The sequence below is a fragment of the Streptomyces sp. NPDC048191 genome (genome assembly GCF_040652655.1).
In the GTDB taxonomy this organism is placed as follows: domain Bacteria; phylum Actinomycetota; class Actinomycetes; order Streptomycetales; family Streptomycetaceae; genus Streptomyces.
In genome coordinates this window covers 519,448-545,132 of sequence record NZ_JBEZMO010000002.1, presented here as the reverse complement: position 1 = coordinate 545,132, position 25,685 = coordinate 519,448, and the positions used below count along the sequence as shown (strand labels likewise).

The window sequence follows — 25,685 nt, the reverse complement described above, 5'->3', positions numbered from 1 at the left end:
CGGTCAGCTGCCCTGCCGCGCCAGCCCCAGGTCCGGGCCGAACACCTCGTAGTGGATGCCGGCCGGGGCCACGCCCTTCTCGATCAGCTGGGCGCGGACCGCGCGCATGAAGGGCAGCGGGCCGCACAGGTAGGCGCGCGTGCTGGCCGGTACGGCGATGCCGGCGAGGTCGACCAGGCCGGTGCGGGTGCCGGCCTCGGCGTCGCGCTCGTAGAAGAAGTGCACGGAGGCGTCCGCGAGCTTCTCGGCGTAGTGCTCGTGGTCGGTGCGCAGGGCGTGGTCGGCGGGGGAGCGGTCGCCGTGGACGACGGTGACCGGGCCGCGGTGACCGCCCGCCGCGAGGTCGGCGAGCATCGCGACCATCGGGGTCACACCGATGCCGGCCGAGGCGAGCAGCAGGGGGGTCTCGGCGTCGGTGTCCAGGACGAGGTCGCCGTAGGGCTCGGACAGGTGGACGACGTCACCGGCCCGCACACGCGCGTGGAGGTGGTTCGAGACCTCGCCGTCGGGGGTCGCGCCGGCGCCCTGCACGCGCTTGACGCTGAACTGGCGCAGCGTCTCGCCGGGCGCGCCGGACAGGCTGTACTGCCGTATCTGCCGGGCGCCGTCGGCCAGTTCGACCTGGACGGAGACGTACTGGCCGGCGCGGAAGTCGCGCACCGGGCCGCCGTCGGCGGGCCGCAGCCGGAAGGTGACGACGTCCGCCGTCTCCTCGATGCGCTCCACGACCTCCCACGGCCGGCGCCCGGTGCTGCCGCTCTCCTCGTACAGCCGCTTCTCGATCGCGACGAGCGCGTTCGCCATCAGCCAGTAGACCTCGGTCCAGGCGGCGGCGACCTCGGGCGTGACGGCCTCGCCGAGGACCTCGGCGATGGCGGCGAAGAGGTGCTCGTGCACGATCGGGTAGTGCTCGGGGGCCACGCCCAGGGAGGCGTGCTTGTGGGCGATCCGGCCGAGCATCGCGTCCGGCCGCTGGTCCGGGTTGTCCACCAGGTGGGTGGCGAAGGCGGCGATGGAGCCGGCGAGGGCCTGCTTCTGGGCGCCGGAGGCCTGGTTGCCGCGGTTGAACAGGTCCCGCAGCAGCTCGGGGTGGGCGGCGAAGAGGCGGCCGTAGAAGCGCTCGGTGATCTCGCCGATGGCCGCGCCGACGGCGGGGAGGGTGGCGCGGACGGTGGCTGCGGACTGCTCGGACAGCATCGGATCTCCTCGGATCTCGTCGGATCTCTTCACATCTCGACTGATCGAAACGCTATGAAAAGTTGCATCTGAGATGCAAATTATCGAGGCGTGGTTTCCCTCACGTCCGAAGCGGATCGGCCATTACGGATGTCGGTCCGAGCAGGCAAGATGGGCGACACAGCGGTACACCTGCCGTACGAGAGGCGTTCAGGCCGAGGATGCGTCCGGGATCAAGGTCCGCAACGCGCATGAAATGGTGTTGTGGTGGGATGCTCAGGTGCCCGACCGCCTCCCGCGGGACCGGGGACAGGCGGCCTGACCAGCAAGGATGGGGTAGCGGAAGATGGACAAGCAGCAGGAGTTCGTGCTCCGGACGTTGGAGGAGCGCGACATCCGGTTCGTACGCCTGTGGTTCACGGACGTGCTGGGCTTCCTGAAGTCCGTCGCCGTGGCCCCCGCCGAGCTGGAGCAGGCCTTCGACGAGGGCATCGGTTTCGACGGCTCGGCCATCGAGGGCTTCGCCCGGGTCTACGAGTCCGACATGATCGCCAAGCCGGACCCGTCCACCTTCCAGGTCCTGCCCTGGCGCGCGGAGACCCCCGGCACCGCCCGCATGTTCTGCGACATCCTCATGCCGGACGGCTCCCCGTCCTTCGCGGACCCGAGGTACGTGCTCAAGCGTGCCCTGGCCCGCACCTCCGACCTGGGCTTCACCTTCTACACCCACCCGGAGATCGAGTTCTTCCTGCTGAAGGACCGCCCGCTCGACGGCTCCCGTCCCACCCCGGCCGACAACTCGGGCTACTTCGACCACACCCCGACCAACGTCGGCATGGACTTCCGCCGCCAGGCGATCACCATGCTGGAGTCGATGGGCATCTCGGTGGAGTTCTCCCACCACGAGGGCGCGCCCGGCCAGCAGGAGATCGACCTGCGCTACGCCGACGCCCTCTCCACGGCGGACAACATCATGACGTTCCGCCTGGTCATGAAGCAGGTCGCGCTGGAGCAGGGCGTGCAGGCCACCTTCATGCCGAAGCCCTTCTCCGAGCACCCGGGCAGCGGCATGCACACGCACCTGTCCCTGTTCGAAGGCGACCGGAACGCGTTCTACGAGTCGGGCGCCGAGTACCAGCTCTCCAAGGTCGGCCGCTCCTTCATCGCGGGCCTGCTCAAGCACGCGGCGGAGATCTCCGCGGTCACCAACCAGTGGGTGAACTCCTACAAGCGCATCTGGGGTGGCTCCGAGCGCACCGCCGGCGCCGGCGGCGAGGCCCCCTCGTACATCTGCTGGGGCCACAACAACCGCAGCGCCCTGGTCCGCGTCCCGATGTACAAGCCCGGCAAGACCGGCTCCGCCCGCGTGGAGGTCCGCTCCCTGGACTCCGGCGCCAACCCGTACCTGGCCTACGCCCTCCTCCTGGCCGCCGGCCTGAAGGGCATCGAGGAGGGCTACGAGCTCCCGCCGGGCGCCGAGGACGACGTCTGGGCCCTCTCCAACGCCGAGCGGCGGGCCATGGGCATCGAGCCGCTCCCGCAGAACCTCGGCGAAGCCCTGACGCTCATGGAGACCAGCGACCTGGCCGCCGAAACCCTCGGCGAACACGTCTTCGACTTCTTCCTGCGCAACAAGCGCCAGGAGTGGGAGGAGTACCGGTCCGAGGTCACCGCGTTCGAGCTGCGGAAGAACCTGCCGGTGCTGTAGGCGCAGGTCGGGCGCGTCTCCGCCGAAACGATCCCTTGGGGCCGACGGTCGCGGACCGTCGGCCCCTCGCGTCCGACCGGGCTCCCTCACCCTCATGGAGCGGGCCGTGGCCCCGCGCTCGTATCGTGAGAAGAGACGCAGCTGCGGTGGCGAGGCAGGAAGTCATGAAGGTACCGGCGGTCGACTACGCGGCGGTGTTCCAGGCCGGTCCGGGAGCGGTGGCGTTGGTGACCCCGCAGCTGACCTTCGTGGACGCCAACCCCGAGTTCCTGCGCCTCCGCGGGCTCCCGCGTGAGGAACTGGTGGGCCGTTTCCTGCCCGAGGACCGCCCCGACAAGGACCCCGCCGAGCCTCTCCTGCTCAGGGTCCTGGCGTCACTGCGCCGGGCGGTGGCAACCGGTGAGCGCAGCACCGTAGAGCTGCAGCGCATCGACATGGAGGACCCCGACCAGCCCGGGGTGGCGCACGAGCGGTACTTCAACCTGACCAACATTCCCGTGCTCGGACCCGACGGGCGGGTGACGCTGCTGCTGCACCGGGTGGAGGACGTCACCGAGTTCTTCCGCGCCCGTGAGGTCGCGCTGACCTTGCAGGAAGCCATGCTGCCCGCTCCCCGCCCGGTCGGCCGGCACCCGGCGGCCGTACGCTACCGGCCCGCCGCCGAAGCGCTGAACGTGGCCGGCGACTGGTACGACCTGGTCGACCTGCCCGGCGATCGCGTCGGCGTCGCCGTCGGCGACGTCGTCGGCCACGGCCTGCCCGCCGCCGGTGTCATGGGACAACTGCGCAGCGCCCTCACCGCCGCCTCCCTCGTCTCCGAAGGCCCCGCCCGCGCCCTGGAAGTCCTCGGTCTGTACGCCCGTACCGTCGACGGCGCCGAGAACACCACCGTGGCCACGGCGTTCGTCGACTGGGAGGCCCGCACCCTCACCTACAGCAGCGCCGGTCACCCGCCGCCCGGGCTCCTGCGGCAGGACGGGACCGTCGAGTTCCTGGACCAGGCCACCGACCCGCCCCTGGCCGCCCGCCCCGAGCACGCCCCCCGGATCCAGGCCGTCGCGGCCTTCCGCGAGGGCGCCGCTCTCGTGCTCTACACCGACGGCCTGATCGAACGCCGGGGTGAGGACATCGACACCGGCCTCGCCCGGCTCGCCGACTCCCTGGCCCGCCACCGGGCGGACGACCCCGAAGCCCTCGCCGACGCCGTGCTCGGCGACCTGCTCCCACCCGGCGGTGCCACCGACGACACCGCCCTGGTCATCGTGCGCCTGTGAACCCGCCCGCTGCGACGGCGTCCGGCCTCACGCCTCGGCCCGCTGGGTGATGGCCGCCTCGGTGCGGTCCCCCAGGAACTCGTACCACCGGCGCTCCAGGCAGACGTAGCGCACGTCCGCCTCGACGAGGCTGAGGAAACCCGCCACGGTCTCGGTGAGACGCTGCTGCAGCCCGGGGTCGGCCAGCGTTCCGTCCTCGGTGAAGGCCTGGTAGCTGTCGGCCACGCTGAACATGTCCGGGTAGACGCGGGTGCCCAGGTGTTCCAGGGGAATCCGCAGGGCCCACAGCCCGCGGTTGCCGCCGACCAGGGACGGCGAGGCGGAGACGAGCAGCGCGTGCTTGGTCTTGAACGGCTGCGGCCGGACCCGGGAGACCCAGTCGATCGCGTTCTTCAGCACCCCCGGCACGGAGGCGTTGTACTCCGGCGAGGAGATCACGAAGGCGTCGCTCCGCTCGAGCCGGTCGCGCAGGGCGAGGGCGCCGGGCGGCAGACCGCCGGCGGTCTCCATGTCGCCGTCGTACAACGGCATGTCGAAGTCGCGCATGGCGGCGAGGTCGACGGTGGCACCGGTGTCGGAGATGAGCCGGGCCACGAGGGAGGCGAGCCGGGCGTTGGCCGAGCCGGCCCGCAGCGCCGCGCCGAAGACCAGGAACCGCAGCGGGGCCGGAGACGTGTCCGTGGGCATGGGGTCCGTCCTTCTGTCGTGGGCACGCGCCTGCGACGGGATGGAACTGTGCTGGTCAGGCCCGGCTCTCCGGGTCCCGAGGGCCGTCGTCGGCACGCTGGGATACGCTTGGCAAAGCGTAATCAAAGCCTAATAAGCGACATATCTACCCGCGAATTCGGCGCTCCGTAGGTCGTCTCCCATGGACCTCAACACCATCACCGAAGTAGTCCGGCAGCCGTCCGACCGGCCGGGCGAGGACTGGCACCAGGGCGACGCCTGGCTCGCCGGCGGAACCTGGCTCTACTCCGCGGAGCAGCCGGACCTGCACCGGCTGATCGACCTGACGGCGTTGCGCTGGGAACCTCTCGTCCCGACCGACGACGGACTGGAGATCAGCGCCACCTGCACGATCCGCGATCTGCACGCCTTCGCCTGCCCCGTGGACTGGACCGCGGGAATCCTCCTCCGCGCGAGCTGCGAGGCCTTCCTGTCCTCGTTCAAGGTCTGGAACGCGGCGACCGTCGGCGGCAACATCTGCATGTCGTTGCCGGCCGGACCGATGATCACGCTGACGGTGGCGCTGGAGGCACGGTACGAACTGTGGGCTCCCGACGGCTCCGTCCGCGTCGTCGACGCCCTCGACTTCGTGACGGGCGAACACCGCAACATCCTCGCGCCGGGAGAGATCCTGCGGCGTGTCACCGTTCCGGCGCACGCGCTGCGCAGACGCACCGCGCACCGCCGCTTCTCCCTGACCCGGCTCGGCCGTTCGACGGTGTTCCTCATCGGTACCCAACGGCCGGGCGGGACCGATCTGTTGCTCACCGTCACCGCCGGTACCACGCGGCCCGTCCGGATCGCCTTCGACACCATGCCCGACGCCCGCACCCTGCGGCAGCGCATCGACGATCTTCCCGCCGGCATCTGGTTCGCCGATCCCAACGGGACCCCCGGCCACCGGCACCACCTGACACAGCACTTCGCCGAAGAGATTCGCCGCGAACTCCTGGCTGGGGACCTGGCATGACCTACCTCGTGAACGGCAACAGGTTCGACCGGGAACCGGCGCCCGGCCAGTGCCTGCGCACCTTCCTCCGTGAACTCGGGCACTTCGGCGTCAAGAAGGGCTGCGACGCGGGCGACTGCGGCGCCTGCACGGTGTGGCTGGACGGCGAACCCGTCCACAGCTGCATCACCCCCGCGTTCCGCGCGGACGGCCGTGAGGTGACCACGATCGAGGGCCTGGGACGGCCCGGCGCCCTGCACCCCATGCAGCGGCAGTTCCGGGACGCCCCGGGATTCCAGTGCGGCTTCTGCACCGCCGGGATGATCATGACCTCGGCGACCTTCACCGAGGAGCAGAAGGCGGATCTGCCACGGGCCTTGAAGGGCAACCTCTGCCGCTGCACGGGCTACCGGGCGATCGAGGACGCGATCCGGGGCGTCGGCGCGGTGGAGACGGCCGCGCCGGGCAAGGCCGTCGGGACGAGCGTCGGCGCGCCCGCGGGCCAGGACGTCGTGACCGGTCGCGCCGAGTTCACCATGGACACCCGCATCGACGGCCTGCTGCACCTCAAGGTGCTCCACTCGCCGCACGCGCACGCCCGCGTCCTCTCGGTCGACAAGAGCGCCGCACTGGCCGTGCCCGGCGTGCACCGGGTCTACACCTGGCAGGACGTACCGCGCAGACGCTTCACCACGGCGATCCACACCGACCACCTGGTGGACCCGGACGACACGTACATCCTCGACGACACGGTACGTTTCGTCGGCCAGCGCGTCGCCGCCGTCCTGGCCGACACCGTCGGTGCGGCGGAGGAGGGCTGCCGGCGCCTGGCCGTCACCTACGAGGTGCTGCCGCCGGTGTTCGACCCCGAGCAGGCCATGGCCGACGGCGCCCCCCAACTGCACGGCTCCGACGACCCGTTCGTCCGTGACCCCGTCCACAACATCCTGCTGGAACTCCACGCGCGCATCGGCGACGTCGAGGCGGGGTTCGCCGCGGCCGACGTGATCCACGAAGGCACGTACTTCTCACCGCGGGTGCAGCACGGGCACCTGGAGACCCACGGCTCGATCGCGTGGATGGAGGACGGCCGGCTCAACGTCCGCACCAGTTCGCAGTCGCCGTCCATCGCCCGGGGCAAGCTGGAGCATCTGTTCGGCCTGCGCCCCGACCAGGTACGGGTGTTCTGCAAGCGGGTCGGCGGCGCGTTCGGCGGCAAACAGGAGGTGATCACGGAGGACCTGGTCGCGCTCGCCACCCTGGACACCGGGCGGCCCACCTGCCTCGAGTACACCCGGGAGGAGGAGTTCACCACGGCCTCGCCGCGGCACCCGATGACCCTGACGGTCAAGCTCGGGGCGAAGGCCGACGGCACGCTGACGGCCTTCCAGGTGCGCAACGTCTCCAACACCGGTGCCTACGGCAACCACGGCGGCGAGACGGTGTACGCGGGCGGCGCCGCCGTCATGATCTACCGCTGCCCCAACAAGCGGTACGACGCGTACTCCGTGTACACGAACACGGTGCCGAGCGGTGCCCTGCGCGGCTACGGGATGACCCAGCCGGCGTTCGCCGTGGAGTCGGCGATGGACGAACTGGCCCGCGCGCTGCACCTCGACCCGCTCGAACTGCGCCGGCGCAACATCGTGCGGCCGGGCGAGCCACTGGTCGCCCTGCACGAGGGCCCCGACGACGTGCTCTTCACCGAGGACGGGCTGGCCACCTGCATCGACCTGGTGGGCGACGCCCTGGCCCGTACGGCCGGTCAGTCGCCGCCCGGACCCGAGTGGCTCGTCGGAACCGGTGTGGCGAGTTCCCTGCACGAGACGGCGCCCCCGACCGAGCACCGCTCCGAGGCCTGGGTCACGCTCGGCGACGACCTGATCTACGAAGTGGCCGTGGGGACGGTGGAGTTCGGGGAGGGCACCTCCACGGCCCACGTGCAGATCGCGGCGAGCCAGCTGGGCACCACGCCGGCCCGGATCCGGCTCGTGCAGTCCGACACCGACCGCACGGGATTCGACACCGGAGCCTTCGCGAGCGCGGGACTCTCTGTGGCGGGCAACGCCGTCCTGCGCGCGGCCGGCGCCGTGCGCGACCGCATCCTGGAGTTCGCCGCGGCGCACACGGGCGTGCACGTCGTGATGTGCTCCATGGACGACGACGGCGTCGTCTGCGGGGACCGCAGGGTGTCGCTGGCCGAGCTCGTCGCGCTGGCCAGGGCGCGCGGCATCCGGTTCACCGCCGCCCGCAAGGCGTACGGCACGCCCCGCAGCGTCACCTCCAACACCCAGGGGTTCCGGGTCGCCGTCCACCGGGTGACGGGCGAGATACGGATCCTGTACAGCGTGCAGGCCGCGGACGCCGGAGTGGTCATCAACCCGGCGCAGGTCCGCGGACAGGTGGAGGGTGGTGTCGCCCAGGGGATCGGATTCACGCTGACCGAGAACCACCACGTCGACGAGAACGGCGTGATGACCAACCCGAACTTCCGGAACTACCGCATGCCGACCTACGCGGACGTCCCCCGCACCGAGGTCCTCCTCGTGGACTCGGCGGACTCGGTGGGGCCCGTGCGCGCCAAGGGCATGGCGGAGTGCTGTATCAACCCGGTGGCCCCCGCGCTGGCGAACGCGGTCCACGACGCCACGGGCGTCCGCTACCGCGCGCTGCCGCTGACCCCGGAACGGATCTACAGCCGGCTCCACGCACAGCAGTCGGTGTCGGCAGGTCGAGCACCATGAACACCACGAAGAACGTCGCCGCCGCGGCCACGGCGATCATCGGGCAGAAGGTCCTGCCCGGCATGGAGAAGGAGTACGAGGCGTGGCAGGAGGACCTGAACGCCGCCGCCGCCTACTACCCCGGTTTCCTCGGCGCCGAGACCTCGCCCCCGACACCCCTGCAGTCCGACTGGGTCGTGGTGTACCGCTTCGACTCGGTCGCGCACCTTCAGACCTGGATCAACAGCGCGACCCGGCAGACGTACCTCGACGTCGGCACCAAGTACTTCGACGGCCCGGCGACCCAGCAGGTGGTCAGCAGCGGCACGCAGGCACTGGATCCCCTGGTGACGGTGGTGGTCACGCACCGCGTCCGGCCGGACCACGTCGACGACTTCCTCAAGTGGCAGCACCACATGGTCGAGGAGGAGAGCAAGTTCGAGGGGTTCCGCGGGACCGAGCTCTTCCGCCCCGTCGAGGGGCTGCAGGAGGAGTGGACCACGCTGTACCGCTACGACACCGCCGAGCACCTCGACGCCTGGCTGACCTCGCCGCAGCGGCAGCGGGTCCTGTCCGAGGGGGAGGAGTTCAACGACTTCCACCTGCGCACGATCGACAACTCCTTCGGCAGTTGGTTCGCCTTCGAGGGCGACGGCAAGGAGGCACCGCCGGCGCCCTCCGCGACCAGGACCTCCCTCGCCATCTGGGTCGGCCTGTACCCGACCGTCGTGCTGCTGACGCTCGCGCTGTTCCCCGCGCACCTGCCGCTCTGGATCGGCCTGCTCGTGGGCAACCTGCTGTCGAGCTTCATCATGAGCTTCCTGACGATGCCCTTCTACGTGAACCCGCTGCTCGGACGGTGGCTGCGCCCGCCGCCGCAGGAACCGGCGGTCAGAACCAACGTCCGCGGCCTCGCCGTGGTCGCGGTGGCGATGGCCTTCTGGGCCGCCGTCTTCTATCTCGTCACGGTCCGGTTCTGGACGCTGCCCTGACCCGTCGCACGGTCAGCCGGGGTACGCGGCGGACACCGCGGCCGAGGCGATCCGGCGCGGCGTCCCGGAGCCGTCCGCCGGGACCGTGTAGAGGTCCGCGCCGTAGTCCCCGGGCAGGGCGTAGACCAGCGTGCGGGTGTCGCGCCACACCACCTGGTCGTCGACGCTGCGGGACTCGGCGAGCGGGGTCTCCCGCATGGTGCGCAGGTCGAGCACGTACAGGTGCCAGGGGGCGTCCTTCGGCAGCCCCGCGACCCGCTTCTTGTAGGCGATCCGCGTCCCGTCGGGCGAGAGCGACGGGCACTCGACGTCGGTGTGCACAGCCGTGACCGTACGGGCGCGCAGGTCACCGCGGACCAGGTAGGTGTGCCCCCGCGTCGCCAGGGTCGCGTAGAACGTGCGGTCGTCCGCCGCGAACGTCACGCCCCAGAAGTTGGCGTCCGACGCGTGGTACGTGTGCCCGTCCCGGACGATGCGGAAGGCCTCCAGGGACGGGATCAGCTCGCCCCTGCGGACGTCCACGATCGCCGTGCGCGTGGAGAAGTCCGTACCGGCGTAGCTGTCACCGCCCACGAACGCCGTCCAGGCGGCGAGGTGGCCGGTGGGGGAGACGCGGGCGCGGGACGGGATGCCGGGGACGTCGTACCGCTGGACGGTGCGCAGGCGGGCGTCCAGGATCAGCGCGCGGTACGTGTCCGCGACCGGCCCGTGCACCGCCTGCAGACACACCCCCGTCCCCGCGGCGGTGTGGAAACGCAGGCACTTGACGCCGGAGGCGGTACGCGGACCCGAGGGATCGGACGCCGGGACACTGACGATCTCGTCCCGGTGCGGCCCCCAGGCCATGTTCCGGAACTCCATCACCCCGCGCCCGGTCAGCGTCACCGCCCCCGGCGTCACCCGCGGACCGCCCGCCCGGGTGTGGTCGCGGCGGTCGGCGCGGGCGGAGGCGTGCAGGACGGACGCCAGGCCCACCGCCGCGAGCACGGCGACGGCGGCGACCAGGATCAGGACGCGGTTGCGTACGGTCATGCGGGCACCGCCCCCTTCGGGCGCAGGGTCAGGGAGAACACGGCACACGCGGCCAGCGCCACCGCGGCCCCGGTCAGCGCCGCCCGGTCGCCCCACACCGTCCAGGCCGCGCCGAACAGCAGCGAGCAGGCGAACCGGGCGAGCGCCTGCCCGGTCTGCACGAGGGCCAGCCCGGACGAGCGCAGCGCCTCGGGCACCCCGTCCGAGGCCGCCGCCATCAGCACGCCGTCGGTGGCGGCGTAGAAGGCGCCGTGCAGGGCGAGGACGACGTACGGCAGGGCCGGGCCCCGCCACGCCGTCAGCAGCAGCGCGTACGCGACGAGCAGGGCGCCGTGCCCGGCCACGAAGACCGCCCATCTGCCCACCCGGTCCGCGAGCCGCCCGAGCGGCACCGCCAGCAGCAGGAACGCGGCGGCCGTACCGAGCGGCAGCAGGGCGAACCACCGGTCCGGTACGCCGAGTCGGCGCTGGAGCAGCAGATACACGAACGAGTCGCTGACCGTGGCGAGACCCAGCAGCAGCGCACAGACCGTGATCCGGCGCAGTCCACGCCGCCGCAGCAGCCCCACCGCGCCGCGCAGGGTGGGCCGCTCGTCCGCGACGGCGCCGGCACGCCCGCCCGGCACGAACAGCACCAGCACCAGGACGCCCAGCACCGCGACGCAGAAGCTGACGGTGAACACCGCGTCGTACCCGTCCACGGTGGCCCGCAGGATCAGGAAGGCCACCAGTGGCCCGAGCAGCGCCCCGGCGGTGTCCATGGCCCGGTGCACCCCGAAGGCCCGCCCGCGTGTCCTGGGCGTACTGGACAACGAGATGAGCGCGTCGCGCGGAGCGGTCCGCAGTCCCTTCCCGGTGCGGTCGGCGGCCAGCACGAGACCGATCGGTGTCAGCGAGTGCACCACCAGCAGCAACGGCTTGCACACGGCGGAGAGGCCGTACCCGAACCCGGCGACCCACTTGTGCCGCCCGCCACCCCGGTCCGCGAGATGCCCGCCGACGAGCCGCACGAGTGCCGAGAACCCGTTGTAGACGCCGTCGAGCAGCCCGAACCCCAAGGGGGACAGACCGAGCCCGCTGACCAGGTACAGGGGCAGCACGGCGGTGACCATCTCGGACGAGACGTCCGTGACCAGGCTGACCGTTCCGAGCGCGAGCACGGTCGGGGCGATCGCGGCACGGCGCCGCCCGGCCGGTGGCCGGACGGCACCCTCCGCGGACGCCGGCGTACTCGCGCGGCTGTCCGCTACGTACACCTCAGGACGCCCAGACGCCGGTGATGTCCTGGGCGGCGGCCGCGTTGCCCGCGTGCGAGGTCAGCCCCTGGCTGTCCTCCAGGGTGCGCAGCAGGTCGTAGTGGTCGTAGGTGGTGGAGCTGGACGAGCCGGCGGTCACGGGCTGCCCGTACAGCACGGTCGGGATCCGGTTCCCGCTGAGCCGGTTGTCCTCGTCGAAGGTGACGACGAGCAGGCTGTTGTGGGTCTTGGCCCAGGTCGCGTAGCCGCCCAGGTTGTTCTTCAGCCAGGTGTCACCGGTGGACACCGAGCAGTCGTGCATGTCGCTGCACAGGTTCGGGATCACGTACGACATCTGCGGCAGCGTCGAGTAGTCCGCCGGGAACTGGGCGAACGTCTTGGCGCTGGACGTCGGCACGTTCGCGAACCCGAACCACGGGTTGTGCTTCTGCGCGTACGTGCCGCTGCCGCAGGTCGTCGAACCCTGACTCGGCAGCGACTCGTTGTAGCTGGCCCAGGTGCGGCCGGCGGCGATCACCTCGGACGCCAGGTTGGCGGCCGACGAGAACCCCGGAGTGACACAGCTGTCGTCCGTGACCCCCTGTGTCGAACCGGAGAACATGGCGTAGTAGTTGGGCTGGCTCGGGTGGGTCTCGGCGTACGACTGGGTGAGGCTCGCGCCCGCGGACCTCAGCGAGTTGATGTAGGGGGCGCTGGAGGAGCCGATGACCTGGCTGTACGCGTGGTTCTCGAGGACCACGACGACCACGTGGTCCGGACTCGGGACGGCGCCCGCGGCGTGCGCGGACTCTGCGCCGATCCCGGCCCACAGCCCGGCGGCGGCCGCGGCGAGGGCCGCTGCGGACGCCACGACGGTACGGGCACGGCGGTACACGGAACTGCCGGACACATCAACCTCCGGTGGGGGGTGGGAGGGGGCTGGCGGTGCGGACAGAGCATGCACACGCCAACATTCCCCCGCCTCGCGGCGCCCAACCAGGACGGTGAAATCCAGATGAACTACTTCTCCGCCCGCGCCCGGCGAGACCGCCTCTGCCCCCGGCCGAATCCGCGTCCGGCGCGCACCGAGACCGCCTCTGCCCCCGGCCGGATCCGCGTCCGGCGCCCGCCGAGACCGCCTCCGCCTCCGCTGAAACCGCGTCCGGCGCGCACCGGGACCGCCTCTGCCCCCGGCCGAATCCGCGTCCGGCGCGCACCGAGACTGCCTCTGCCCCCGGCCGGATCCGCGTCCGGCGCGCACCGGGACTGCCTCTGCCCCCGGCCGAATCCGCGTCCGGCGCGCACCGGGACTGCCTCTGCCCCCGGCCGAATCCGCGTCCGGCGCGCACCGAGACTGCCTCTGCCCCCGGCCGAATCCGCGTCCGGCGCGCACCGAGACTGCCTCTGCCCCCGGCCGAATCCGCGTCCGGCGCGCAGCGGGACCGCCTCTGCCCCCGGCCGAATCCGCGTCCGGCGCGCAGCGGGACCGCCTCCGCCTCCGCTGAAACCGCGTCCGGCGCGCACCGGGACCGCCTCTGCCCCGGCCGAATCCGCGTCCGGCGCGCATCGAGGCCGTCTCTGCCCCCGGCCGAATCCGCGTCCGGCGCGCACCGAGACTGCCTCTGCCCCCGGCCGAATCCGCGTCCGGCGCCCACCGAGACCGCCTCTGCCCCCCGCCGAAACCACGTCCCGCGCCTGCCGAGACCGCCCCCGCCGAAACCACCCACCCGCCCCCCGCACCGCACCGAGGCCGCTCCCGTCCCCTCCGGCTAGGCTCTGGCCAGGATGGTTTCGATTCGGGACGCGAGCACGGGGAGGTCACGGAGATGACGCCGGGGCGCAGAAGCAGTACCTTCACCCGCCTGCTCCGGCACGGCTTCACCGACCCCTCCGCGGCGGAGCGCCTCCTCGACGGCCCGGAACTCGCCCCCGTCCGCGACGACCCCGTCCTCCTGGAAGCCCTCGGCGCCACCGCCGACCCCGACCTCGCCCTGCACGGCCTGGTCCGTCTCCTGGAGGCCCAGGACGGCCCCACGGCCCACCGGGAACTGCTGGACACCCTCATCGCGGCCAAGCCCCTGCGCGACCGCCTCCTCGGCATCCTCGGCGCCTCCGCCGCCCTCACCGACCACCTGGCCCGTCACCCGAGCGACTGGCAGGCCCTGGTCACCTACGAGCCCCGGGACCTGCACCCCGGCGTCGAGGAGTTCGAGCGCGGCCTGGCCGGCGCCGCCGACCCCGTCTCCCTCCGCATCGCCTACCGCCGCTGCCTGCTCTCCATCGCCGCCCGCGACGTCTGCGGCACGACCGACATCGCCGAGACGGCCGCCGAACTCGCCGACCTCGCCACCGCCACCCTCCGCGCGGCCCTGGCCATCGCCCGGGCGAACGCCCCCGAGGACGCCGCGGCCTGCCGCCTCGCGGTGATCGCGATGGGCAAGTGCGGCGGCCGCGAACTGAACTACGTCTCCGACGTGGACGTGATCTTCGTGGCCGAGGCGGCCGAGGACACCACCGAGGCCAAGGCCCTCACCGCCGCCACCCGCCTCGCCTCGCACCTGATGCGCATCTGCTCGGAAACCACCGTCGAGGGCTCGATCTGGCCGGTGGACGCCAACCTCCGCCCCGAGGGCCGCAACGGCCCCCTGGTCCGCACCCTCTCCTCCCACCTCGCCTACTACCAACGCTGGGCCAAGACGTGGGAGTTCCAGGCCCTCCTCAAGGCCCGCCCGGTGGCGGGCGACGCGGACCTGGGCCGGGCGTACATCGACGCCCTCGAACCCATGGTCTGGAAGGCCGCCGAGCGCGAGAACTTCGTACCGGACGTGCAGAAGATGCGCCGCCGCGTCGTGGAGAACATCCCCGCGGCCGAGATCGAGCGCGAACTCAAACTCGGCCCCGGCGGCCTCCGCGACGTCGAGTTCGCCGTGCAGCTCCTCCAGCTGGTCCACGGCCGCACCGACCCCGCCCTGCGCAGCGGCACCACCCTGAACGCACTCCAGGCCCTGGCCGCCGGAGGCTACGTGGGCCGGGAGGACGCCGCCCGCCTGGACGAGGCGTACCGCTTCCTGCGCTCGATGGAGCACCGCATCCAGCTCTACCGCCTGCGCCGCACCCACCTCGTCCCGGTGGCCGAGGAGGACCAGCGGCGCCTCGGCCGCTCCCTGGGCCTGCGCACGGACCCGGTCGCCGAGCTGATCCGTGAGTGGAAGCGGCACACCGGCGTCGTACGACGCCTGCACGAGAAGCTCTTCTACCGCCCGCTCCTGGACGCGGTCGCCCAACTCGCCCCCGGCGAGGCCCGCCTGAGCGCCGAGGCGGCCCGCGAACGCCTCGTCGCCCTCGGCTACGCCGACCCGGCGGCCGCCCTGCGCCACCTGGAGGCCCTGGCCTCCGGCGTGACCCGCAAGGCGGCGATCCAGCGCACCCTGCTCCCCGTCCTCCTCGGCTGGTTCGCCGACTCGGCGGACCCGGACGCGGGTCTGCTGAACTTCCGCAAGGTCTCGGACGCCCTCGGCAAGACACCCTGGTACCTGCGTCTGCTGCGCGACGAGGGCGCCGCGGCGGAGAACCTGGCCCGCGTGCTGTCGGCGGGCCGCCTCGCCCCCGACCTCCTCATGCGCGCCCCCGAGGCGGTGGCCCTGCTCGGTGACGGCGACGGCACCGGCGGGAGCGGCAGAGGCCTCGCGGCACGCGGGCGCGGCTCCCTGGAGCAGGAGATCCTGGCCGCCGTGGGCCGCGCGGAGAACGCCGAGCAGGGCGTCACCGCGGCCCGTGGCGTGCGCCGCCGCGAGCTGTTCCGCACCGCCGCCGCCGACATCGTCGGCTCCTACGGCACCGAGACCAGCCCCGCCGAGGCCGACCAGGGCGCCCTGGTGGACCGGGTCGGCGCGGCGGTCTCCGACCTCACCAAGGCCACCCTCGCCGGCACCCTGCGCGCGGTCGTCCGGGACGGCTGGGGCGACCTGCTCCCCACCCGGTTCGCGATCATAGGGATGGGCCGCTTCGGCGGCCACGAGCTGGGCTACGGCTCCGACGCGGACGTCCTGTTCGTACACGAACCGCAGGACGGCGTGGACGAGCACGAGGCGGCCGCCGCCGCGAACAAGGTCGTCGCCGAGATGCGCCGCCTGCTGCAGCTGCCCAGCGCCGACCCGCCGCTGCTCATCGACGCCGACCTGCGCCCGGAGGGCAAGTCGGGCCCGCTGGTGCGCACCCTGAAGTCGTACGAGGCGTACTACCGCCGCTGGTCCCTGGTCTGGGAGTCCCAGGCACTGCTGCGGGCGGAGCCGGTCGCCGGGGACGAGGACCTCGGCCGCCGCTTCACCGAGCTGATCGACCCCCTGCGCCACCCGGCCCACGGCCTCGGCGAGGAGGCCGTCCGCGAGATCCGCCGGCTGAAGGCCCGTATGGAGTCCGAGCGCCTCCCCCGCGGCGCCGACCCCAAGCTGCACACCAAGCTCGGCCCCGGCGGTCTGTCCGACGTCGAGTGGACCGTGCAGCTGTTCCAGCTCCGGCACGGCTGGGACACCCCCGGTCTGCGCACCACCCGCACCCGCGAGGCGCTGTCCGCCGCCCGCGAGGCCGGGCTGCTGTCCGCCGAGGAGGCGGAGATCCTGGACGAGGCCTGGGTGCTGGCCACCCGGGTGCGCAACGCGGTGATGCTGGTGCGCGGCCGGGCCGGGGACACCTTCCCCACCGAGCCCCGCGAGCTGGCCGCCGTGGGCCGCTACCTGGGCTACGGCGCCGGGCACGCCGGGGACATGCTGGACGCCTACCGCCGTACCACCCGCCGGGCACGCACGGTGGTGGAGGAGCTGTTCTACGGCGACGGAACGTGAACCACCGCCGGTTCGGGCCGGGCCGCCCGGACCGGCACCACCCGGGGCAGGGCGTACGGCAGCGCGCCGAACCACGTCCGTGCCACGGTGAAGCCGAAGGCCAGGCAGAGCACACCGCCCACCGCGTCCAGCCAGAAATGGTTGGCCGTGGACACGATGACCAGCAGGGTGGCCGCCGGGTAGAGCAGCCCGAGCACCCGCACCCACGGCACGGACGCCAGCGCGAAGACGGTCAGCCCGCACCACAGCGACCAGCCGATGTGCATGGACGGCATCGCCGCGTACTGGTTCGACATGTGTTTCAGATCGCCCGAGGCCATCGAGCCCCAGGTGTGGTGCACCATCACGGTGTCCACGAAGTGCCCGTCGCGCATCAACCGGGGCGGAGCCAGCGGGAACAGGTAGTAACCGAGCAGCGCCACACCCGTGGTCGCGAACAGCGTCAGCCGGGCGGCCGAGTACCGGCCGGGATGCCACCGGTACAGCCACACCAGGACGCCGAGCGTGATCACGAAGTGCAGTGTGGCGTAGTAGTAGTTCATGCCGATGATCAGCCAAGTCACCGAGTTCGCGGCGTGGTTGACGGACTGCTCGACGGCGATGCCCAGGTGGTGCTCGGTGTGCCAGATCCAGTCGGCGTTGCGCAGCGCCTTGCCCTTCTGCTCCGGGACGGCGTTGCGGATCAGTGAGTACGTCCAGTAACTCACCGCGATCAGAAGGATCTCGAACCAGAACCGGGGCCGGCGCGGCCGCCGCAGCCGGTGCAGGGGGCCGTGCCCGGCCTCATCCGTGACGGTCCGCGGAACGGCCACCTCTTCGCGACCTTCCGACTGCGTCACGGTCGAGTCACTCATAGGCATCAAGTCTGCCAGACAAGGCCTCCTCGACCGATCATCCCAAGGTCGGGTCCGCGACGCACCTTCTACGACGTACGGACGACATTCGGTGCCGAAGCGGTCGAACCACGCACCACCAGCTCCGGCATGAACACGAATTCGCTGTGCGGAGCGGGCGTACCGCCGATCTCCTCCAGCAACGTGCGCACCGCGGCCTGGCCCATCGCCGGCACCGGCTTGCGGACCGTGGTCAGCGGCGGGTCGGTGAAGGCGATCAGCGGGGAGTCGTCGAAGCCGACCACCGACACGTCCCTGGGCACCTCCAGGCCCCGCTGCCGGGCCGCCCTTATCGCACCGAGCGCCATCATGTCGCTGGCGCACACCACGGCCGTGCAGTCCCGGTCGATCAGCGCGGTGGCGGCGGCCTGGCCGCCCTCCAGCGTGTACAGCGAGTGCTGGACGAGTTCGGTCTCGATCGTCCCGGCGGCGAGCCCCAACTGGTCCTGCATGGCCCGTACGAAGCCCTCGATCTTGCGCTGCACCGGCACGAACCGCTTCGGACCGAGGGCGAGCCCGACCCGGGTGTGCCCGAGCGAGACCAGGTGGGTCACCGCGAGCGTCATCGCGGCCCGGTCGTCGGGGGAGATGAACGGCGCCTGCACCTTCGGCGAGAACCCGTCCACCAGGACGAACGGCACGCCCTGCGCCCGCAGCCGCTCATAGCGCTGCATGTCGGCGGTGGTGTCCGCGTGCAGCCCGGACACGTAGATGATCCCGGCGACCCCCCGGTCCACCAGCATCTCGGTCAGCTCGTCCTCGGTCGACCCGCCCGGGGTCTGCGTGGCGAGCACCGGCGTGTAGCCCTGGCGGGTCAGCGCCTGGCCGATGACCTGGGCCAGGGCCGGGAATATCGGGTTCTCCAGCTCCGGAGTGATCAGCCCGACCAGGCCCTCGCTGCGCTGCCGCAGCCGTACCGGGCGCTCGTAGCCCAGGACGTCCAGCGCGGCGAGCACGGACTGGCGGGTGGTGGCGGCGACGCCCGGCTTTCCGTTGAGGACCCGGCTGACAGTCGCTTCGCTCACCCCCGCCTGCGCAGCGATGTCGGCAAGCCGTGTGGTCACGGCACTGGACTGTACCGGTCGTATGCCGCCTTGCACACCGACGGGACGCCGTGCGCGAGCGGCCGGACGGCCCGTCGTGGGTTGCTGCCTCATCGGGCTCCCTCGAATTGGTGGCGGCAAGAGCTTGCAGAGTCTTGCACAAGTGTTGCCGCTCCGCTGAGCGGTAACGACAGGGTAACCATCGTGTTCCCTTGCACTTTTTTTCTGCAAGGTCTTTCGCAACGCTTACAACGCTGTTACGTTCCTGGTCGCCCGGCGGCCGCAACGGCGCAGTCGGCATCACACGGGCTTTAACCCTCAAGGAGAACTCATGCGGCGTGGCATAGCGGCCTCCGCGCTGGTGGCGTCCCTCGCCCTCGCGGCGACGGCCTGCGGCGGGAGCGACAGCGGCAGCGGTAAGGCGGACGGCCCGGTGACCATCACCTGGTGGGACACCTCCAACGCCACCAATGAGGCACCGACGTACCAGGCCCTGATCAAGCAGTTCGAGGCCGCCAACAAGAACATCAAGGTCAAGTACGTCAACGTCCCCTTCGACCAGGCGCAGAACAAGTTCGACACCGCCGCCGGTGCCACCGGCGCCCCGGACGTGCTGCGCTCCGAGGTCGGCTGGACGCCGGCCTTCGCGAAGAAGGGCTACTTCCTGCCGCTGGACGGCACCGAGGCCCTGGCCGACCAGGCCAAGTTCCAGCCCAGCCTGATCAAGCAGGCGCAGTACCAGGGCAAGACCTACGGCGTGCCGCTGGTCACCGACACCCTCGCGCTGGTCTACAACAAGGCCCTGTTCAAGAAGGCCGGCATCACCGAGGCGCCCAAGACCTGGGACGAGCTGAAGGCCGACGCTGCCAAGATCGACTCCAAGGACAAGGTGTACGGCTACTGGGGCTCCACCCAGGCCTACTACGCCCAGACCTTCCTCTACGGCGAGGGCACCGACACCGTCGACGCGACCGCCAAGAAGATCACCGTCGACTCGGCCGCCGCGAAGAAGGCCTACGGCACCTGGCTGAGCACCTTCTCCGGGCAGGGCCTGCACAAGGCCGACACCACCGCCGACGCCTACGCCCACATCCAGGACGCGTTCGTCAACGGCAAGGTCGCCGCGATCATCCAGGGCCCCTGGGAGATCACGAACTTCTACAAGGGCAGCGCCTTCAAGGACAAGTCCAACCTCGGCATCGCCACCGTCCCGGCCGGTTCCACCGGCAAGGCGGGCGCCCCTACCGGCGGCCACAACCTCGCGGTCTACGCCGGCTCGGACAAGTCCCACCAGGCCGCGGCGCTGAAGTTCGTGAAGTTCATGACCTCGGCCGCCTCCCAGGAGACGATCGCCCTGAAGAACTCCACGCTGCCCACGCGCGAGGACGCCTACACCGACAAGGTCAAGGCCGACCCGGGCATCGCCGGCTACCAGGCCGTCCTGCCCGCCGCCCAGCCCCGCCCGGCGCTGCCCGAGTACAGCTCCCTGTGGGGTCCGCTCGACACCGAGCTGCCGAAGATCGCCGGCGGCAAGGAGTCGCTGGACAAGGGCCTGAGCAACGCCGAGGTCGCCATCACCAAGCTGGTGCCCGACTTCAGCAAGTGAGCCCGTGTGGCCGTCGGATCCTCCCAGGGAAGCGGGGGGAAGGATCCGGCGGCCACCGCCCTGCGCCCGGCCCGAACCCCGCGAACCATTGAAGGTGTCGAACCATGACAGTCGCCATCGACCGCGCGACCGGCAAGCGCCGCGGTGACCGCGCGCCTCGGCCCGGGCTGGGTCAGCGCATCAAGAACGGTTACCACAAATACTGGTACGCCTACGCGATGATCGCGCCGGTGGTCGTCGTGCTCGCCGTCATCGTGGGCTACCCCCTGATCCGCGGTGTCTACCTGACCCTCACCGACGCCAACAGCCTCAACTCGGCACGCACGATCGGCGTCAACCACATCCCGGCGACGTACAAGTACATCGGGTTCGGCAACTACAAGGACATCCTGTTCGGACCGTTGTCGTACGACCGGTTCTGGTCGCACTTCCTGTGGACCGTCGTCTGGACGGTCGCCTGTGTGGCCCTGCACTACACCATCGGCCTGGGCCTCGCGATGATGCTCAACGAGAAGCTGCGCGGCCGCACCCTCTACCGCGTGCTGCTGGTCCTGCCCTGGGCCGTGCCGACCTTCGTCACCGTCTTCTCCTGGCGGATCATGCTCTCCGACTCCGGCGTGATCAACCAGCTCCTGCACGCGGTCCACCTGCCCCAGCCGCAGTGGCTGGAGGAGACCTTCTGGCAGCGCTTCGCCGCGATCATGGTGAACACCTGGTGCGGTGTGCCGTTCATGATGCTCTCGCTGCTGGGCGGACTGCAGTCCATCGACTCCTCCCTCTACGAGGCCGCCGAGATGGACGGCGCGACCGCCTGGCAGCGCTTCCGGCACGTCACCCTGCCGGGGCTGAGGTCCGTCAGCTCCACGGTCGTGCTCCTCGGCATCATCTGGACCTTCAACCAGTTCGCCATCATCTTCCTGCTGTTCGGCCCGACCAGCGCCCCGGACGCCCAGATCCTCGTGACCTGGGCCTACTTCCTGGGCTTCGGCCAGCAGCCGCGCGACTTCGCCCAGTCGGCCGCCTACGGCGTGCTGCTGCTGTCGATCGTCACCGTCTTCACCTCCTTCTACTTCCGCTGGCTGAAGCGCAATGACCAGCTCGCCGTCTGACGCCGCAGGAGCCGCCGCCATGAGCACCACGACCCTGGAAAAGACCGAGGCCGGGCCGGCCCCCGCCGCACAGCAGCCCACGCGCCGCGTCCGCCGGCGCGGCGAACACGGCCCGCTCGGCGCCGCCCTGCTGCACGCCGGCCTGGTCCTCGCGAGCCTGATCGCCCTCGCCCCGGTGGCCTGGCTGATCTTCCTGTCGCTCGGCCCCGAGAAGGACGACTACCTGCACCCGGGCAAGATCCTCGGCAAGCTGAGCTTCTCCAACTACAGCTTCGTGCTCCAGCACACCGGCTTCTTCGACTGGTTCAAGTCGACGATGATCGTGGCCCTCGGCACCACCCTGATCGGTGTGCTCGTCGCCGCCACCACCGGCTACGCGGTCTCCCGGATGCGCTTCCCCGGCTACAAGCAGCTGATGTGGGTCCTGCTGCTCACCCAGGCCTTCCCGATCGCCATCCTGATCGTGCCGATGTACGAGATCTTCGGCCAGCTCGATCTCATCAACACCTACTGGTCGCTGATCATCATCAACTGCACCACCGCCGTGCCGTACAGCGCCTGGCTGCTGAAGGGGTACTTCGACACCATCCCCTTCGAGATCGACGAGGCCGGACGCGTCGACGGGCTCACCCCGTTCGGCACCTTCTTCCGGCTGATCCTGCCGCTGGCCCGGCCCGGTCTCGCCGTGGCCGCCTTCTACAACTTCATCACCGCGGTCGGCGAGGTCGCCTTCGCGACGACCTTCATGCTGGACGACTCCAAGTACACCTTCGCCGTCGGCCTGCAGACCTTCGTCAGCGAGCACGACGCCCAGTGGAACTACATGGCCGCCACCGCCGTGCTGGTCGCGATACCCGTGTCGGTGTTCTTCTACCTCGTGCAGAAGAACCTCGTCACCGGCCTCACCGCCGGCGGCACCAAGGGGTGAACCGCCCACCCGGGTTCCCGCGCGCCCGACCGCGCGGGCAGGCGGCCGCGGTGTCCATCCGACCCCGCCGACACCGCGGCCGCCTCGCACGTCCCAGGCCCGCCTCCGCCGCCGTACCCACGCGCCCATGACCCGAACTCTGTTACTCACCAAGGACGCCATGAGCCAGCAGCACTCCGCCGCACCGGCCCCCCACTCCGCCGTGGCCGCCGTCGCCGACCGCCGTCGCGACTGGTGGCGGGACGCGGTCATCTACCAGGTCTATCCGCGCAGCTTCGCCGACAGCAACGGCGACGGCATGGGCGACCTGGAGGGCGTACGCTCCCGTCTGCCCCATCTGCGCGACCTCGGCATCGACGCCGTGTGGCTCAGCCCCTTCTACGCCTCCCCGCAGGCCGACGCCGGCTACGACGTCGCCGACTACCGTGCCGTCGACCCGATGTTCGGCAGCCTGCTGGACGCCGACGCGCTGATCCGCGACGCCCACGCCCACGGCCTGCGCATCATCGTCGACCTGGTGCCCAACCACTCCTCCGACCAGCACGAGTGGTTCAAGCGCGCCCTCGCCGAGGGCCCCGGCTCCCCGCTCCGCGAGCGCTACCACTTCCGCCCCGGCAAGGGGAAGAACGGCGAACTCCCGCCCAACGACTGGGAGTCCATCTTCGGCGGCCCCGCGTGGACGCGCGTACCGGATGGCGAGTGGTACCTGCACCTCTTCGCCCCCGAGCAGCCCGACTTCAACTGGGAACACCCGGCCGTCGGCGACGAGTTCCGCTCGATCCTGCGTTTCTGGCTGGACATGGGCGTGGACGGCTTCCGCATCGACGTGGCCCACGGCCTGGTGAAGGCCGACGGACTGCCCGACCTCGGCTCGCACGACCAGCTGAAACTGCTGGGCAACGATGTCATGCCGTTCTTCGACCAGGACGGTGTGCACGAGATCTACCGCCAGTGGCGGCTGATCCTGGACGAGTACTCCGGCGAGCGGATCTTCGTCGCCGAGGCCTGGACGCCCACCGTCGAGCGCACCGCGAACTACGTCCGCCCGGACGAGCTGCACCAGGCCTTCAACTTCCAGTACCTGGCGACCGAGTGGGACGCGGAGGAACTGCGTACGGTCGTCGACCGCACCCTGGAGGCCATGCGCCCGGTCGGCGCCCCCGCCACCTGGGTCCTGTCCAACCACGACGTCACCCGGCACGCCACCCGCTTCGCCAACCCGCCCGGCCTCGGCACCCAGATCCGTACGGCCGGCGACCGCCGGACGGGCCTGCGCCGTGCCCGCGCCGCCACCCTCCTCATGCTGGCGCTGCCCGGCTCGGCGTACCTCTACCAGGGCGAGGAGCTGGGCCTGCCGGACGTCGTGGACCTGCCCGACGAGGTGCGCCAGGACCCGGCGTACTTCCGCGGCGCCGGCCAGGACGGCTTCCGCGACGGCTGCCGCGTCCCGATCCCGTGGACCCGCGAGGGCTCCTCGTACGGCTTCGGCAGCGGCGGCAGCTGGCTCCCGCAGCCGCCGAGCTGGGGTGAGTTGAGCGTCGAGGCGCAGACCGGCACGGCCGGATCCACCCTGGAGCTGTACCGCGCCGCCCTGGCCGCCCGCCGCTCGCATCCCGACCTGGGCGCGGGTGACGGGGTGGAGTGGCTGCGGGCGCCCGAGGGCGTACTGGCCTTCCGGCGCGGCGAGTTCGTCTGCGTCGCGAACACCACCGGGGAGTCGGTGACGACCCCCGCGTACGGCCGGGTCCTGCTCGCCAGCGAGGACGTGACCGAGGCGGACGGCGAGACGAAGGTGCCCGCCGACACCACGGTGTGGTTCGCCACGGTCTGACCGTCCCCGCTGAAAGTTCTTGCATCAACTTCACAACGGCCCGCTGCCTTTCAGGCAGCGGGCCTTTAACATCTGCGTCACCGCAAGTTTGTTGAAACATTGCAGCAAGCGCCTTCAAGGACGAAGGAACCCCCACATGGCACGCAGAGCCCTCCCCGCGGTGGCCGCCCTCGCCGCCGCCGTTACGATTGGCATGTACCCGACTATAGTGCAGGCCTCCCCGCCCGGCACCAAGGACGTCACCGCCGTGCTCTTCGAGTGGAACTACGCCTCGGTGGCCAAGGAGTGCACCACCACGCTGGGCCCCGCCGGCTACGGCTACGTCCAGGTGTCCCCGCCCGCCGAGCACATACAGGGCTCGCAGTGGTGGACCTCGTACCAGCCGGTGTCGTACCGGATCGCGGGCCGCCTCGGCGACCGCACCTCCTTCAAGAACATGATCGACACCTGTCACGCGGCCGGCCTCAAGGTCGTCGTCGACACCGTCATCAACCACATGTCGGCGGGCAGCGGCACCGGCACCGGCACCGGCGGCTCGACGTACAGCAAGTACGACTATCCGGGCCTGTACTCGTACCCCGACTTCGACGACTGCACCTCGCAGGTCACCAACTACCAGGACCGCTGGAACGTCCAGCACTGCGAACTCGTCGGACTCGCCGACCTGGACACCGGCGAGGAGTACGTCCGCAAGACGATCGCCGGCTACATGAACGACCTGCTCTCCCTGGGCGCCGACGGCTTCCGCATCGACGCGGCCAAGCACATCCCGGCGGACGACCTGGCGAACATCAAGTCACGCCTCACCAACCCCTCGGTCTACTGGAAGCAGGAGGTCATCTACGGCGCGAACGAGGCCGTCCAGCCCTCCGAGTACACCGGCAACGGAGACGTCCAGGAGTTCCGCTACGCCTACGACCTCAAGCGCGTCTTCAACAACGAGAAGCTGGCCTACCTCACCAACTTCGGCGAGGGCTGGGGCTACCTCAGCAGCTCGGTGGCCGGCGTCTTCGTCGACAACCACGACACCGAGCGCAACGGCTCGACCCTGAACTACAAGGACGGCGCCAACTACACCCTGGCCAACGTCTTCATGCTCGCCTGGCCCTACGGCGCCCCGGACATCAACTCCGGGTACGAGTGGTCCGACGCGGACGCCGGACCGCCCAACAACGGGCAGGTCAACGCCTGCTGGCAGGACGGCTGGAAGTGCCAGCACGCCTGGCCCGAGATCATCCGCATGGTCGCCTTCCGCAACGCGACCCGGGGCCAGTCGGTCACGAACTGGTGGGACGACGGCAACAACGCCATCGGGTTCGGGCGGGGGAGCAAGGGCTATGTGGCGATCAACCACGAGACCTCGTCGCTGACCCGGACATACCAGACCTCGCTGCCCGCGGGGACGTACTGCAACGTGCAGAACAACACCACGGTGTCGGTGAACTCCAGTGGGCAGTTCACCGCCACGCTCGGTTCGAACACCGCGCTGGCGATCTACGCCGGCAAGTCGGCCTGCTGAACCGGACGGTGGCCCGCACCGCTGCCCCACGGCGGTGCGGGCCGCACCGGTTGAAAATCCTTACCGATGGTTTCAGGACTCTTGCTGTAATCCTTTCGGC

Annotated in this window: 18 protein-coding genes; 11 read left to right on the top strand and 7 right to left on the bottom strand. The window is 71.0% G+C overall.

What is annotated here, in order from left to right:
• Window positions 1–3 precede the first annotated feature (3 nt).
• On the bottom strand, window positions 4–1,197 hold the full coding sequence (locus tag AB0D93_RS05500; RefSeq protein WP_362113338.1) for a globin domain-containing protein: 1,194 nt from the start codon (window positions 1,195–1,197) through the stop codon (window positions 4–6).
• A gap of 325 nt (window positions 1,198–1,522) precedes the next feature.
• Here AB0D93_RS05500 and glnA point away from each other — a divergent pair, with 325 nt between their 5' ends.
• Window positions 1,523–2,884 (top strand): type I glutamate--ammonia ligase, encoded by a 1,362-nt coding sequence (gene glnA / locus AB0D93_RS05495; RefSeq protein ID WP_362113335.1) that lies wholly within the window; start codon window positions 1,523–1,525, stop codon window positions 2,882–2,884.
• Window positions 2,885–3,048: 164 nt separating this feature from the next.
• Window positions 3,049–4,158, top strand: coding sequence for a SpoIIE family protein phosphatase (locus tag AB0D93_RS05490; RefSeq protein WP_362113332.1), 1,110 nt, complete (start codon window positions 3,049–3,051; stop codon window positions 4,156–4,158).
• Window positions 4,159–4,185: 27 nt separating this feature from the next.
• Here the strand turns inward: AB0D93_RS05490 and AB0D93_RS05485 are convergent, their stop codons facing one another.
• Window positions 4,186–4,845 (bottom strand): NAD(P)H-dependent oxidoreductase, encoded by a 660-nt coding sequence (locus AB0D93_RS05485; protein WP_362113329.1) that lies wholly within the window; start codon window positions 4,843–4,845, stop codon window positions 4,186–4,188.
• Between the two features lie 181 nt (window positions 4,846–5,026).
• On the opposite strand from AB0D93_RS05485, the gene AB0D93_RS05480 reads away from it, so the two are divergent.
• From AB0D93_RS05480 to AB0D93_RS05470, 3 genes are read left to right on the top strand one after another with little or no spacing between them, the layout of a single operon-like run.
• Entirely contained in the window at window positions 5,027–5,854 is an 828-nt protein-coding gene (locus AB0D93_RS05480) for an FAD binding domain-containing protein (protein WP_362113326.1), read from the top strand.
• Window positions 5,851–8,577: a molybdopterin-dependent oxidoreductase gene (locus AB0D93_RS05475; RefSeq protein ID WP_362113323.1), complete on the top strand. Its 2,727-nt coding sequence runs from the start codon at window positions 5,851–5,853 to the stop codon at window positions 8,575–8,577. Before AB0D93_RS05480 ends, AB0D93_RS05475 begins: the two co-directional genes overlap by 4 nt.
• Window positions 8,574–9,548: an antibiotic biosynthesis monooxygenase gene (locus AB0D93_RS05470; RefSeq protein WP_362113320.1), complete on the top strand. Its 975-nt coding sequence runs from the start codon at window positions 8,574–8,576 to the stop codon at window positions 9,546–9,548. Before AB0D93_RS05475 ends, AB0D93_RS05470 begins: the two co-directional genes overlap by 4 nt.
• A 12-nt stretch (window positions 9,549–9,560) precedes the next feature.
• On the opposite strand, the gene AB0D93_RS05465 is transcribed toward AB0D93_RS05470, so the two are convergent.
• The 3 genes from AB0D93_RS05465 to AB0D93_RS05455 are packed head-to-tail and all read right to left on the bottom strand — an operon-like array spanning window position 9,561 to window position 12,725.
• Window positions 9,561–10,580: a TolB-like translocation protein gene (locus tag AB0D93_RS05465; protein ID WP_362113317.1), complete on the bottom strand. Its 1,020-nt coding sequence runs from the start codon at window positions 10,578–10,580 to the stop codon at window positions 9,561–9,563.
• Window positions 10,577–11,836, bottom strand: coding sequence for an MFS transporter (locus AB0D93_RS05460; protein ID WP_362113314.1), 1,260 nt, complete (start codon window positions 11,834–11,836; stop codon window positions 10,577–10,579). The genes AB0D93_RS05465 and AB0D93_RS05460 overlap by 4 nt, the downstream gene beginning before the upstream one ends.
• A gap of 1 nt (window position 11,837) precedes the next feature.
• Window positions 11,838–12,725, bottom strand: coding sequence for an alkaline phosphatase family protein (locus AB0D93_RS05455; protein WP_362113311.1), 888 nt, complete (start codon window positions 12,723–12,725; stop codon window positions 11,838–11,840).
• A gap of 916 nt (window positions 12,726–13,641) precedes the next feature.
• Between AB0D93_RS05455 and AB0D93_RS05450 the strand changes: the two genes are divergently transcribed.
• Window positions 13,642–16,656, top strand: coding sequence for a bifunctional [glutamine synthetase] adenylyltransferase/[glutamine synthetase]-adenylyl-L-tyrosine phosphorylase (locus AB0D93_RS05450; RefSeq protein ID WP_362113308.1), 3,015 nt, complete (start codon window positions 13,642–13,644; stop codon window positions 16,654–16,656).
• On the opposite strand, the gene AB0D93_RS05445 is transcribed toward AB0D93_RS05450, so the two are convergent.
• Both AB0D93_RS05445 and AB0D93_RS05440 read right to left on the bottom strand, forming a co-directional pair.
• Window positions 16,638–17,510, bottom strand: a complete 873-nt coding sequence (locus tag AB0D93_RS05445; RefSeq protein ID WP_362113305.1) for a phosphatase PAP2 family protein — start codon at window positions 17,508–17,510, stop codon at window positions 16,638–16,640. The genes AB0D93_RS05450 and AB0D93_RS05445 overlap by 19 nt on opposite strands.
• Before the next feature lie 68 nt (window positions 17,511–17,578).
• Window positions 17,579–18,613, bottom strand: a complete 1,035-nt coding sequence (locus AB0D93_RS05440) for a LacI family DNA-binding transcriptional regulator (RefSeq protein ID WP_362113301.1) — start codon at window positions 18,611–18,613, stop codon at window positions 17,579–17,581.
• Between the two features lie 310 nt (window positions 18,614–18,923).
• Between AB0D93_RS05440 and AB0D93_RS05435 the strand changes: the two genes are divergently transcribed.
• The 5 genes from AB0D93_RS05435 (at window position 18,924) to AB0D93_RS05415 (ending at window position 25,585) form a co-directional block, all read left to right on the top strand.
• Window positions 18,924–20,198, top strand: a complete 1,275-nt coding sequence (locus tag AB0D93_RS05435) for an extracellular solute-binding protein (protein ID WP_362113298.1) — start codon at window positions 18,924–18,926, stop codon at window positions 20,196–20,198.
• Window positions 20,199–20,302: 104 nt separating this feature from the next.
• Window positions 20,303–21,307 carry a sugar ABC transporter permease gene (locus tag AB0D93_RS05430; RefSeq protein ID WP_362113295.1) on the top strand — a complete coding sequence of 335 codons (1,005 nt, stop codon included), beginning with the start codon at window positions 20,303–20,305 and terminating at the stop codon, window positions 21,305–21,307.
• Between the two features lie 19 nt (window positions 21,308–21,326).
• Window positions 21,327–22,235 (top strand): carbohydrate ABC transporter permease, encoded by a 909-nt coding sequence (locus AB0D93_RS05425; RefSeq protein ID WP_362113292.1) that lies wholly within the window; start codon window positions 21,327–21,329, stop codon window positions 22,233–22,235.
• Window positions 22,236–22,395: 160 nt separating this feature from the next.
• Window positions 22,396–24,066, top strand: a complete 1,671-nt coding sequence (locus AB0D93_RS05420; RefSeq protein WP_362113532.1) for a glycoside hydrolase family 13 protein — start codon at window positions 22,396–22,398, stop codon at window positions 24,064–24,066.
• A 136-nt stretch (window positions 24,067–24,202) separates the two neighbouring features.
• Window positions 24,203–25,585 carry an alpha-amylase family protein gene (locus AB0D93_RS05415; protein ID WP_362113289.1) on the top strand — a complete coding sequence of 461 codons (1,383 nt, stop codon included), beginning with the start codon at window positions 24,203–24,205 and terminating at the stop codon, window positions 25,583–25,585.
• Window positions 25,586–25,685: the final 100 nt, after the last annotated feature.